At 59.1% G+C, this 13,013-nt stretch carries 7 protein-coding genes and 2 pseudogenes; all 9 read left to right on the top strand.

The window, feature by feature from the left end; translation table 11 throughout:
• The first annotated feature begins 497 nt into the window (after positions 1–497).
• Positions 498–1,912 (top strand): annotated as a pseudogene (gene ygjG / locus AU509_RS10975) (putrescine aminotransferase).
• A gap of 368 nt (positions 1,913–2,280) precedes the next feature.
• A complete protein-coding gene (locus tag AU509_RS10970; protein WP_085652644.1) occupies positions 2,281–3,657 on the top strand; it encodes a diaminobutyrate--2-oxoglutarate transaminase in 1,377 nt (458 codons plus the stop codon).
• A gap of 99 nt (positions 3,658–3,756) precedes the next feature.
• Positions 3,757–5,855, top strand: a pseudogene (locus AU509_RS10965) (TonB-dependent receptor).
• A gap of 73 nt (positions 5,856–5,928) precedes the next feature.
• Positions 5,929–6,579 (top strand): IucA/IucC family protein, encoded by a 651-nt coding sequence (locus tag AU509_RS18670; RefSeq protein WP_254901562.1) that lies wholly within the window; start codon positions 5,929–5,931, stop codon positions 6,577–6,579.
• Between the two features lie 11 nt (positions 6,580–6,590).
• Entirely contained in the window at positions 6,591–7,712 is a 1,122-nt protein-coding gene (locus tag AU509_RS18665; RefSeq protein WP_254901561.1) for an IucA/IucC family protein, read from the top strand.
• Complete coding sequence (locus AU509_RS10955) at positions 7,705–8,922, top strand: type III PLP-dependent enzyme (RefSeq protein WP_085652641.1); 1,218 nt, start codon at positions 7,705–7,707, stop codon at positions 8,920–8,922. The genes AU509_RS18665 and AU509_RS10955 overlap by 8 nt, the downstream gene beginning before the upstream one ends.
• A complete protein-coding gene (locus AU509_RS18660; protein ID WP_254901560.1) occupies positions 8,912–12,241 on the top strand; it encodes a DHA2 family efflux MFS transporter permease subunit in 3,330 nt (1,109 codons plus the stop codon). Before AU509_RS10955 ends, AU509_RS18660 begins: the two co-directional genes overlap by 11 nt.
• On the top strand, positions 12,235–12,435 hold the full coding sequence (locus AU509_RS18655; RefSeq protein WP_254901559.1) for an HpcH/HpaI aldolase family protein: 201 nt from the start codon (positions 12,235–12,237) through the stop codon (positions 12,433–12,435). Before AU509_RS18660 ends, AU509_RS18655 begins: the two co-directional genes overlap by 7 nt.
• Positions 12,432–13,013 carry an HpcH/HpaI aldolase family protein gene (locus AU509_RS10940; RefSeq protein ID WP_254901558.1) on the top strand — a complete coding sequence of 194 codons (582 nt, stop codon included), beginning with the start codon at positions 12,432–12,434 and terminating at the stop codon, positions 13,011–13,013. Before AU509_RS18655 ends, AU509_RS10940 begins: the two co-directional genes overlap by 4 nt.

Here is a 13,013-nt window from a genome sequence, read left to right as displayed (position 1 = left end):
ATGTAAGAGGGGGAGCTCCGAGCAGGACCCTCTGCGAGGGAGAATGTTGATCGGTCACCCACCACCTTGAGCAGATCATCTTTCGGATCATATCCAGATGAATTTTATGAGGTTATCTGGCTTATTTAACCTGTTTTTTTCCGCATTAATTAATTTCCCGATTCCTTATTATTATTTACCGTGGATATATTATTTTCTGAAATTAAATAAAAGCGACGCATTTAAAAAGGTCTGTGATCATTTATTGCCCTTTATCGGGGCGAAATAAGTTATTTTGCACTTAAAGAGTGCAATTAAGTATTCCTTTATTTATTGTGGGCTAATATCATGTATTTACTGGTTTTTTGTTTTTAAAATTGAGAAAAAATCTAGATTTAATACCAAAAATATACCTTTCCGCAGCGTAAAGTTCAGCAAATAAAGTGATGGCTAGTTGGCTTGTTTTGTGCATTACTAATATTGGTATCGCGTGATACCCGTTTAATAAGGAGCGCATTTTGTCCAGACCCTTTTCCGAACTTAACCCGCTAGAGTGTTCTCAGCAGGCATTAGAATGGATCATGAGCGATACACTGAGTCAGGAAGACATGGTGGCGCTAAATAAAGAAACGCTAAATTCATTCCGCGATTACGTTAATCCGGGTTTTCTGGAATATAGAAAATCAGTCACCTCAGACGGCGGCTACGGTGTCGTCGAGTGGCGCTCCAGCAGTGCGAACACTCTGCTTGATACGCAGGGAAACGAATATCTGGATTGTCTGGGCGGCTACGGCATTTTCAACGTTGGGCATCGTAACCCGACGGTACTCGCCGCAGTAGAAAAACAGCTATCAAAACAGCCGTTGCATAGTCAGGAATTGTTAGACCCGCTGCGTGGCATGCTCGCGAAAACGCTGGCGGCCATCACGCCTGGTAAGCTGAAATACAGTTTTTTCAGCAATAGTGGCACTGAGTCAGTGGAAGCTGCACTGAAGTTGGCGAAAGCTATCAGGCCCCCCACGGTAAATTTAGCTTTATCGCCGCGAACGGCGCGTTCCACGGAAAATCGCTGGGATCGCTTTCGGCCACCGCGAAGCCAATGTTCCGCGAACCGTTTATGCCGCTAGTGCCGGGTTTCCATCATGTCCCGTTCGGCGATATCGAAGCGATGAAACAGCAGGTCCAACAATGCCAGCAAGACGGTGAAGGTATCGCCGCCGTGATCCTGGAGCCCATCCAGGGTGAAGGCGGCGTGATCGTGCCGCCGGAAGAGTATCTGCCCGCGGTTCGGGCGCTGTGTAATGAAATCGGCGCATTGTTGATTTTGGATGAAGTGCAAACCGGGATGGGGCGTACGGGCAAAATGTTCGCCTGCCAGCACTATGGCGTACAGCCGGATATCTTGTGTCTGGCGAAGGCGCTGGGCGGCGGTGTGATGCCTATCGGTGCCACGGTTGCGACGGAAGAAGTGTTCTCCGTGTTGTTTGAGAACCCGTTCCTGCACACGACGACGTTTGGCGGTAACCCGCTGGCCTGTTCGGCGGCGTTAGCGACCATCAACGTGCTGCTGCGAGACGATCTGCCGGGTCAGGCCGCCAAAGAGGGCGCCTTCCTGCTGGCGGGACTGCAAAAACTCGCGGACAAATACCCTGACCTGATTATGGCGGCGCGTGGTAAAGGGCTGCTGCTGGCCTTCGAGTTCCAGGAAAACGAAATTGGTTACGCCTTTGCCAGCGAACTGTTCCAGCGTCGCATATTAGTCGCAGGGACGTTGAACAATGCAAAATCGGTGCGAATTGAGCCGCCGTTAACGATCACGCATCAGCAATGCTGCCAGATTCTGGCGGAAGCGGAACGTGCGCTGGAAAAAGTGCGAGCGACCTGCGAAAAGGAAGCTGAAACGAATTCCGCCGATTCGGAATTCGTTGTGTAATTATCCCTGTAGCGAAAGGTCGGCCTATGGCTAGACCGGGACCAAAGCCAGCCTGGCGACAGGCTGGCTTTTTACATAATACGCAACCTGTTTTCCCCTAACTTTATCGATATTACGCATATCTTAATCAATTTTTTTAAACGTCATTTTTGTGAGCTTTTCCACAAAACGTAATCTTTACACTTCTCACTCGCATCCCGATCTTCTCACTTTTTCGATAAAAGTTACTTCATCATCAACATATTGATGGTTTAAGTCTGCCTTTTGTAAGGATTTAATCAATTTTCCTTCAAGAAAATAACACTTGTGTCAGCTAATTGTTAATGATAATCGTTGTCATCCGAAATAATCACAGGAGGTGGTGAAGGATGGCACAGCAGCATTTGGCAACGAAAGGGCATCTTAATCAAAAAAATGCAGACTTCCTGGCGCGCCAGTCGTGGATGGAGTCCAATGTGCGAAGTTACCCCCGAAAGTTGCCGCTGGCGATTGCTAAAGCGCGCGGCGCGTGGGTCACGGATGTGGAGGGCAAAGACTATCTGGATTGTCTGGCCGGCGCGGGAACGCTGGCGCTGGGACACAATCATCCCGAGATCGTCGCCAGCATTCAGGATTTCCTGCACTCCGGTTTACCCATGCATACGCTTGATCTCACCACCCCGCTCAAAGATGCATTCAGCCAAACGTTATTGGCGCTGCTGCCCGGTGGCGCGGATAACTACTGTCTGCAGTTTTGCGGTCCATCTGGGGCTGATGCCGTTGAGGCCGCCCTCAAACTGGCCAAAACCTTCACCGGGCGCGGCGGCGTCATCAGCTTCTCCGGCGGTTATCACGGGATGACGCACGGCGCGCTGGCGGTCACCGGCAATACCGGGCCGAAAGACCCGGTACAAAACCTGATGTCCGGCGTGCAGTTCTTACCTTTCCCACATGAATATCGCTGCCCGCTGGGGCTCGGCGGTGAAGCGGGTGTGAAGGCACTAAATCACTACTTTAGCCATTTCATCGCCGATGTTGAGCGCGGCATGCCGTTGCCCGCCGCCGTCATTGTGGAAGCCGTTCAGGGCGAGGGCGGGGTCAATCCTGCGCCGGACAGCTGGTTGCGGATGCTACGCGAAGTGACTCAGCAGTACGGCATTGTCCTGATTGTGGATGAAGTCCAGGCGGGATTTGGGCGCACCGGCACCCTGTTTGCGTTCGAGCAGGCGGGGATTGAGCCGGACATCATCGTCATGTCCAAAGCCGTCGGCGGCGGGCTGCCGCTCGCGGTGCTGGGGATCCGCCGCGCATTCGATGCCTGGCAGCCTGGGGCGCACAGCGGCACGTTCCGTGGAAATCAGATGGCGATGGCGACCGGCAAAACCACGCTGGAGATCCTGGCTCGCGACCGCCTTCCCGAACAGGCCGCCACGCGCGGTTTATGGCTGACGCAGGCGCTGACTTTTTTGAAGCAGCGTTTCCCCTGTCTGGGACAGGTACGCGGTCGCGGTTTGATGCTGGGCATTGAAATCGTCGATGAACGTCTGCCGCCATCCTCAGACGGCAGTTACCCCATTGATGCGCCGCTGGCGGCCGAGATTCAGCAGTGCTGTTTCCAGCAAGGACTGCTGCTGGAGCGCGGCGGGCGTCACGGCAATGTGGTGCGGCTCCTGCCGCCCCTGACGATTTCACCAGCGGAGTGCGAAATTGCCGTCTCCCGCTTCGAGCGGGCGCTGAGCGAGGCGCTGACGCGCATCCGGTCATAACAATTATTACGCGGACGGCAATGCAAACCGACGCGACATTGACGGCACCGTCCCCAAGGTCGGGCCGCTTTTCTGGGAAAACATCACGAGGTCAACTGAATGAAGGCTCGGGCATTTTATGCGTTAACGCCGTTGTTACTGTGGTCGCAGGCCAATGCGGCGGACAGCATCGCCAACAATGATAACGAACTGGTGGTGACGGCCACGCGAACGGACACGGAAAAGAAGGACTCGCCGCAGGTCGTCACGATTATTTCGAAGGAACAGATTGAACAACAGCGTCAGTTGACCTCTGACTCATCGCAAATTTTGAGCAATTTGCTGCCATCGATGCGCCGAGCCGCCAAAAAATGAGCGGCAGCGGCGAGACCTTCCGAGGACGCGCGCCCCTGATTCTGGTGGACGGCATTCCCCAGTCCAACCCGCTGCGGCCCACCGGCCGTGAAATGCACACCATCGACTTTTCGATGGTCGACCGCATCGAAGTGATCCACGGCGCCAGCGCCAGTAACGGCATCGGCGCGACCGGCGGCGTCATCAATATCATCACCCGACGTCCCGCGCCGGACTCTTTCAGTCAGCATTTCAGCGTGGAAGCCACGACGCCGACATCGCAACTGGAAGGCGACACCATGAACTATAAGACCACCTATGGCTTTAGCGGTCGCCAGGAGTATCTGGATTACCTGTTCTCGCTGAGCTACGAGGATCAGGGACTGTTTCTGGACGGCGATGACCGGGCCATCGGGGTCGACAACACACAGGGCGATCTGATGGATTCCCGCGCCTACGACATCCTCGCCAAGGTCGGCTACTGGCTGGATAACGATCAGCGCGTACAGCTCAGTTTCAATCGGTATCAGATCAAAGGGAAAATGAACTATCTGAGCGTGACCGGCGATCGTGACAACGGTATCGCGACCACCTCCGAAAAAGGGCGTCCGGTCGGCGATGCGCCGCAGAACAGCGTCTGGACCACGTCAGCGACCTACGACAATTACAATCTCAGCGGCATGAAACTCAATGCGCTGGTCTATTACCAGAACTATGAATCTCTGTTCGGCGCGGACCGGTCGGCCTCATTTCAGGATCCCGCGCTGGCCCCGCGCGGTCAGCTTTACGATCAGTCGCGCGTCGTATCCAGCCGCTACGGCACCAAGCTGGCGTTGACCAAGGACGATATCTGGGAGGATTACCTCAAAGCCACGTTGGGTTTCGACACTCTGTTTGACCGGGGTAAACAAGACCTCTGGCTCACCCAGCGCACCTACGCGCCGCAAATGGAATACACCGATCTGTCGCCGTTCTTCCAACTGGATATCCAGCCGATTGACTCGCTCAAGATCACCGCCGGGGTGCGTTATGAATACGCCAAGTTGGACATCGACAGCTTCCGGACCGTCGCGGCCAATAACGGCGTCGATGTCGAAGGCGGCAAGCTCGACTTCGACAAAACGCTCTATAACGTCGGCGCGGTCTGGACTACGCCTTATCAGCCTCTAAGCCTGTTCGCCAACTACTCGCAGGGATTCGGCATTCCGGATGTTGGGCGCACGCTGCGTGGGATTCGCACCGCAGGTCAGTCGGTGTCCCAGCTGCCGCTGGAGCCTATCGTCACCGACAACGTCGAAGCCGGGTTCCGCATACAGCAAGATCCGTTCGACCTCGAGGTCAGCTATTACGAATCCTCAGCCAAGCTGGGCGAACGTGTGGTGGATGTCAGCGGCACCTACGAGAGCGAACGGCAGAAAACCCGGATTGACGGGGTCGAGGCGACGCTGGGCTACAAGGTCAACGACGACCATCGCCTGAAAGTAGGCTATTCCCACATCCGCGGGCGCTATGACAGTGACGGCAACGGCAGCCTCGACGGCAAACTTGACGGTTTGAATGTGCCGCCGGATCGTTTGACCGCCAGTTGGGCGGCCACCTGGTCACCCAAATGGACGTCCTTTATTCAGGCCAACTATGCCTTTGATCGCACGATGGATGAGGCAGAGAAAGACTTCAACGGCTATCTGCTGGTGGATGCGGCGGTGGGCTATGCGCTGCCGCGCGGCAAGCTCAAGCTGGCCGTGGCTAACCTGTTCAACAAAGAGTACATCACCTACTACTCGCAAAGCGCGATTGTGAATTCCGATCGTTATTTTTCCGGGCGGGGGCGAACCCTCACGCTGGGGTATAGCGTCGATTTTTAACTTGCATTTTCAGGATGAAAAACGCTCGCCACGGTAGCTGCACCCGGACGATCGCAACACTTATGGAGCAGAGATGAACAACCTCGATCATGCCGTCTTATCCAGAATGATTGGCGAAAAGGCGGCCGTACACGGCCTGCTGAACTGCCTGATCAAAGAGTTCGCCATTCCCGAGGGCCATGCGCGCTATGCGTGGCCTGATGATATGAGCGGCATTCCGCCCGGCGCCTACTTCGACGGCGCCGACTGGCGGGGTATCCCGATGACGATCCGGCTGCCGGGGGAACGAGAACTGTTCTTCATGGTCGACCGTCGGGACAGCCTTGGCAGTCAGCGTTATCTCTCGGATGTTTACTTAAAACTGCCGGGAGAACGTTGGCACTGTCCGGCGTTTGACCTATTCGTCGCGCAGTTGCTCAACGCTTGCGAAACCTGGGTGGGTCGCCGTAATCCCGACCTACAGGCTCAAATCGTACAGAGTCAGCAACTGGTGGAGGCGATTGTGGCTCACAATGGCCGTCGTGAGGCGGCTTCCCCGCTTTATCACTATCTGCTTAGCGAACAGGGTCTGTGGTTCGGTCATCCCAGCCATCCGGCGCCTAAAGCACGGCTGTGGCCGAGCGAGCTGGGGCAAACGCCGTGGGCTCCCGAGTTTCAGGCACGTTCGGCGCTGTATCAGTTCGAGGTGCCGAAGGACGGGTTGCACATCGGGCTAACGGCCTGACGCCTGATCAGGTGCTGGACGGATTTGCCAATCAGCGTCGCGCGGGTTGCGGCCGCGCCATCATCTGCATGCATCCGGTACAGGCTCAGCTGTTCAAGCAGGACGCGCGGGTGCAGCAGCGCTTGCGCGACGGCGAAATTCGCGATTTGGGCGCCACGGGGCGAATCGCCAGCCCCACCGCGTCGATACGCACCTGGTACATCGACGATCATGATTACTTCATCAAAGGGTCGTTGAACGTACGCATCACTAACTGCGTCCGTAAAAATGCCTGGTATGAGCTGGAAAGTACGGTGCTGATTGATCGCCTGTTCGCCGAACTGATGACGCGGCAAGCCGATACGCTCGGCGGGCTTGTCGCGGCCAGAGAGCCGGGCGTGCTGAGCTGGAGCCCGGCGGCGGCCAGCGAAAGCGATCGTCACTGGTTCAGGGAACAGACCGGCGCCATTCTGCGGGAGAACTTCTGCCGTCGCACCGGCGCGCAAAACAGCCTGATGGCCGGTACGCTATTCGCTCGCGGGACGGATCTGCGACCGCTGATCCATCCCTTCCTGCACGCGCACTATGGCCACCCGCTTGACGATCACAGCCTGCTGCGCTGGTTCGACGACTACCAGTCGCTGCTGCTGCGGCCGGTACTGGCGCTGTTCTTCAACCACGGCGTGGTTATGGAGCCGCATTTGCAAAACAGCGTACTGGTGCATCGGGAAGGGCGGCCGCATCAGGTTCTGCTGCGTGACTTCGAGGGCGTCAAGTTAACCGACGAGGACGGCATGCGGGCCATTGGCGACGAGGTTCACCCGCGCGTTCGGGCCTCGCTGCGCTATTCGCGGCAGCAGGGCTGGAATCGCATTCAGTACTGCCTGCTGGTCAATCACCTGTCGGAAGCCGTATTGGCACTCAGTGATGAGCGTCCGGCGCTGGCGCCGCAGATGTGGCAGCGCGTGCGGGAACAGCTAAAGGCGATCCAGACCGAGCTTCAGGGCCCTGCGCCCGAGTTGGAGGCCCTTATCAAGGGGCATCCGATCGCCTGTAAAACCAATCTCAAGGTACGGCTTTCCGCCGACGCCGACCGGGCGGCGGGCTACGTGAACCTGCCCGCGCCGTGGCATGAGGAGGCGCGTCATGACTAAGCTGCCGGCCCACATCGTCGCGGCCATTCGTCGCCTGCAACGGCAGGAGTCCGATCCGCTGGCGGCCTTCGTCTATGACCTGACCGCGCTGCGGCGGCACGTGAGGTCCGTCATGGCGGCGCTGCCGCCCGGCGTCGAACTTTACTACGCCATCAAGGCCAACAGCGAAAGGCCGATTCTGGACACGGTCGCGCCGTGGGTCGATGGGTTTGAGATCTCGTCGGGCGGGGAAATTGAGCGGGTCGCGGGCTGCGCAACGGCACGTCCTTTCGTCTTCTCCGGTCCGGGAAAACTGGATTCGGATTTCGATACGGCGCTGCAACGCGACGTGGCGGCGGTGCATGTGGAAAGCCTGCACGAAATCGCCCGTTTACAACGCTGCGCGCAGCGGGCAGGGCGAATACAGCCTGTGTTCATCCGCATCAATCCGCAGCTGTCCGACGGCCTGACCACCAAGTTGGCGATGGCGGGTAAACCGACGCCGTTTGGTATTGATGAGTCCGAATTGGCGGCGGCGGTCGCCGCGGTTGACGACGCCAGCCATCTGCGGCTGCAAGGCTTTCACGTGCATGCCATGTCGCACCAGCTTGAGGCGGATCGCCATCGGCAACTGCTGGATGTCTATCTCAGCCGTTGGCGTTGCTGGAAAGCGATGTCGCGGAGGCCGGAGACGATCACACATCTCAACGTCGGCGGCGGCATCGGCGTGGACTACCTCCATGCGGAACAGTTTGACTGGCCGTCGCTGTGCCGTTTTCTGGGGCAGCGTTTGGCCGAGCTGGACGATGCGCCCGTGGTGCGGTTCGAACCGGGACGGTTCATCAGCGCCTACTGCGGTTACTACGTGGTTGAGGTATTGGATGCCAAAGTCAGTCACGGCAAGGGATTCCTCGTCTGCCGCGGCGGTACGCACCAATTTCGTCTGCCGGTCGCGCAGGGCCACGACCATCCTGTGATTCATCTGACGGAAGACGCGCGCGAACCGACAGTCTGGCAAACGTGGACGGTGGTGGGGCAGCTGTGTACGCCCAAAGACGTTCTGAGCCGAGACCGTCGGCTGGCCGATGTTCGCATCGGCGATCTTCTGGTGCTGCCGATGGCGGGAGCCTACGGCTACAACATTTCCCATGCCGACTTCCTGTGCCATCCGCGTCCGCCGCAGTGGTTTGTGTCAGCCGCCGAAGAGGGCGAGGAGCGTCATGAGCGCTAGCCCCCGCGCGCTGGTGGTGATCAATGTCCTGTTCGGCACGATCACCGTCAGCCTCAGCAACAGCGCGCTCAACCCGGCGCTGCCTGCGTTCATGAGCGCGTTCAACGTTGGCCCGCTGCTGGCGACGTGGATCGTCGCAGGGTTCATGGTCAGCATGACGATGACCATGCCGCTGACCGGCTATCTGGGCGCGAGGCTAGGGCATAAACGCCTCTACCTGATTGGGGTGGCGCTGTTTATGGCGGGTTCGCTCGCGGGCGCGCTGGCGACGTCGATGTCGGGTGTGATCGGCGCGCGCGTCGCGCAGGGTATCGCCAGCGGCCTGATGATCCCGCTGTCTTTGGCGCTGATTTTTGCGGTGTATCCGCGGGAACAGCGGGGGGCCATCACGGGCGTGTGGAGCGCCGTGGTCATGCTGGCGCCGGCGGTGGGGCCGCTGTGCGGCGGGCTGCTGCTGGAGGTCTTCAACTGGCGAGCGCTGTTCGCGGTCAATCTGCCGTTTGCAGTGCTGGCGCTGCTGATGGGCGGTCGGGTTCTTCCCTCAACGTCTCCTGATACTCAGGCGGCGTTCGACGCCAAAGGCTACGTGCTGATCGCCGCTGGTATTGGTCTGTTGCTGCTGGCGACCAGCCGCGTACACCAGCTTTCGGGGCTGTCCAACCCGATGAATCTTACGCTGCTCCTGCTGGCGGCGCTCTGCCTGACGCTGTTTGTTCGCCGCGCCTGGCGCAAGGCTGAGCCGCTGCTGAATTTACGCATGTTTCGGCTGCGCGGCTATCGCCTGAGCGTGGCGATCACTGTCATCCAGTCCGTCGGCATGTTTGAGTGCTTAGTGCTGTTGCCGCTGTTGGTACAGCTGGTGCTGGGCCATAGCGCCATCGACACCGGTCTGGCGCTGCTGTGCACCGCGCTGAGCGCCAGTCTGTTTGGCCGGATCGGCGGCGGCCTGTTGGATCGTCACGGACCGTCGCGCGTGGTCGCGACCGGCCTGCTGCTGACGGGGCTGGCGACCTGCGGGCTGGGTCTGCTGGGGCCGCAGAGTTCGCTTGGCATGGTGTTCGTGCTGATGGTGCTGCGCGGCGCGGGACTGGGCTTGTCTTACATGCCGGTGACCACCGCTGGATTGAATGTGCTGCCGGATACGCTGGTGACCCAGGGAGCAGCGATGAACAACATCGCGCGCAGGCTGGCGGCGTCGCTGGCGATGGTAATGGCCGCGCTCTATCTGGAGTGGCGCATGACCGGCGCCGGGGGGGCGTTGGCGTCCCTGCGTGCATCAGCCATCGGCGAAACATTTATGGCCACCGGCCTGTTGATTTTTTTGGCGCTGCCGTGCGCCTGCGTTTTCCGCGCGCAGAGACGTCGGCGGAGGAGGCGGCCGCTCTACTGGCACCGCGTCGGGAGCCGCACTAAAGCGAATGATTTTGTTCACCGTCAACGGATAAAGGTAAACCTCATGGAGACATCGTTACCCGCCGGACAGCGTGCGGATGCCGCCGACTGTCAATGGCTATTGCAGATGGATAAGACGCGTTATCAGCGTGTGGTGCAGCGCGTGGTCGGCCAACTGCTGCAAACGCTGTTATATGAAGACGTACTGACTTACCAACGGACGCCGCTGGATGAAGGGCGGTCGCAGTTCGTCATCCAGGGGCGTGATGCGCAGGGAGCGCCGGTAGAGTACCGTTGCACTGGCCTGTTCAGCGACAGCTTCAACCTGATTCGGCTGGATTACGCCAGCCTGCGCCGCCGCGATCGGGACGGCGTGGTCGCGAAGCCGTCGCTGCATCAGCTGTTGTCTGAACTATTAAACGAAAGCGAAGATCCGGCCTGTCTGGCGCGTTTCGTGCAGGAGTTGGAGCAGACGCAGCTGAAAGATTTACAGTCTCGTGCGCAGTCTTATCCGCCCGTCACCCACCCGCATCGGCTCGACTTCGATGCGCTGGAGCGCCATTTCATGGACGCCCACAGCTACCATCCCTGCTACAAATCCCGCATCGGCTTCACGCTGGACGACAACGCGCAATGGGGGCCGGAATTCGCCGCGCCGATTTCGCTGGTCTGGCTGGCCGTGGAAAAGCGGCTGGCGTCCGTCAATCATTCGTCGCGTCTGGATTTTGAGCGCTTTCTGGATGAGGAGGTCGGCGAGGTCTGTCGGCGAGCGTGGGCCGAACGGTTGGAACAGCAGGGAAAACGGCTGGAGGATTACTGGCTAATCCCGGCGCATCCCTGGCAGTGGCGCAACGTGATCCTGCCAGCCTGCCACACCGAGCTGGTTAGCGGCGAAATAATCTGTCTGGGAACCACGCCGGACCGCTGGCAGGCGCAGCAGTCTATCCGCACGCTGGCGAACGCATCGGTCAAAACCCGGCCCTATGTCAAGCTGGCGCTGAGCATCACTAACACCTCCAGCACCCGCATTCTGGCCCGCCACACGGTGATGAACGGGCCGATTATCACCGACTGGCTGCAACAGTTAATTGAAACCGATCAGGCGGCGCGGGACATGAAATGCGTGATCCTCGGCGAGATCGCCGGAGTGAGTCTGGATACTCGCCAGCACTCCGCCAGCCGGAGCGCGCAGACCTATGGCGTGCTCGGCGCGCTGTGGCGCGAAAGCATTCACGCCTATTTGCAGCCGGGCGAACAGGCGATCCCGTTCAACGGATTAAGCCATGTCGAAAATCGCTACGGCGAAGGGGAGACGGTTCCGTTTATCGACGCCTGGATACGGCAGTACGGGCTGGAAAACTGGACGCGGCAACTGCTGAGCGTCACGGTCTCGCCCATCATCCATATGCTGTTTGCCGAAGGGATTGGCATGGAGTCGCACGGCCAGAACATCGTGCTGATCGCCCGCGACGGCTGGCCGCAGCGCATCGCGCTCAAAGATTTTCACGACGGCGTGCGTTACTCGCCGCAGCATCTGGCCCGGCCGGATCGCTGTCCTGAGCTGGCGCCATTACCCCCCAGTCACGCCAAAATCAACCGCAACTCGTTCATTTTGACGGATGATGTCAACGCGGTGCGCGACTTCACCTGCGACGCCTTCTTCTTTATCTGTCTGGCGGAAATGGCCATCTTCCTGCGCCAGCACTATGGCATGGACGAATCGCGCTTCTGGCGGATGACCGCCGACGTCATTCTCGACTATCAGGCCGCCCATCCGCAGCATCGCACGCGCTATGCCCTGTTCGACGTCTTCGCCCCGACGTATGAGGTGGAAGCGCTCACTCAGCGCCGTCTGTTTGGCGACGGCGAACGCCGCTTCAAAGCCGTGCCGAATCCGCTCTATCCCTTTAGGCCGTCATCATGCTGAGAGTCAACGCGTTGAAACGCAAGCTGGCGGCGGGAACGCCAGCCTATGGCCTGTTTGCCTCCATTCCGTCACCGGCCTCGATAGAGCTGATCGCGGAAGCGGGCTTCGACTTTGTGATTATTGACACCGAACATGTGCTGATCAACCCGGAAACGGTAGAGAACATGATCCGCACTGCGGAATCCTATGCTTGACGCCGCTGGTGCGTGTCGCCGACGGCAACCCGAAAACGCTTTTGCGCCTGCTGGACGGCGGCGCGCAGGGGATCGTGCTGCCAATGGTGGAGCAAGCGGAGCAGGTGCGGGAAGCCGTGGCCGCCTGTTTCTATCATCCGCGCGGCGTCCGGAGCCTGAATGCCGGGCGTCCCGGCGCGTTCGGCAAGGAAAGTCTGGCGGAGTACGTGCGCCGGGCCAACGATGAAATTCTGTTGGTCGCGATGATTGAAAGCGCGGCGGGCGTGGCGCAGGCCGAGTCTATCGCCGCCGTCGACGGGCTGGACATGATGCTGGAGGGCGCGGCGGATCTGTCCCAGTCGCTGGGCATGCCGTGGCGCATCGACGAACCGGCGGTTCAGAATGCGCTCACGACGGTATGCCGGGCGGCGCAACAGCAAGGGGTGCCGTACTGCGCCATTCCACGCCAGCCGGAAGACCTCGGACGCTGGCGGGCGCGCGGCGTGAATACGTTCGTTTTGGGGGATGAGCGCGGGATTGCCTTTCGCGCCTTACAGGCCAAATTGGCCACCACACTGTCTTCGGATAAGGGAGTCTAG

Source organism: Lonsdalea britannica (genome assembly GCF_002111595.1).
In the GTDB taxonomy this organism is placed as follows: domain Bacteria; phylum Pseudomonadota; class Gammaproteobacteria; order Enterobacterales; family Enterobacteriaceae; genus Lonsdalea; species Lonsdalea britannica.
The sequence above is the reverse complement of the archived record's forward strand: the minus strand, read 5'-3'. Positions and strand labels throughout refer to the sequence as shown.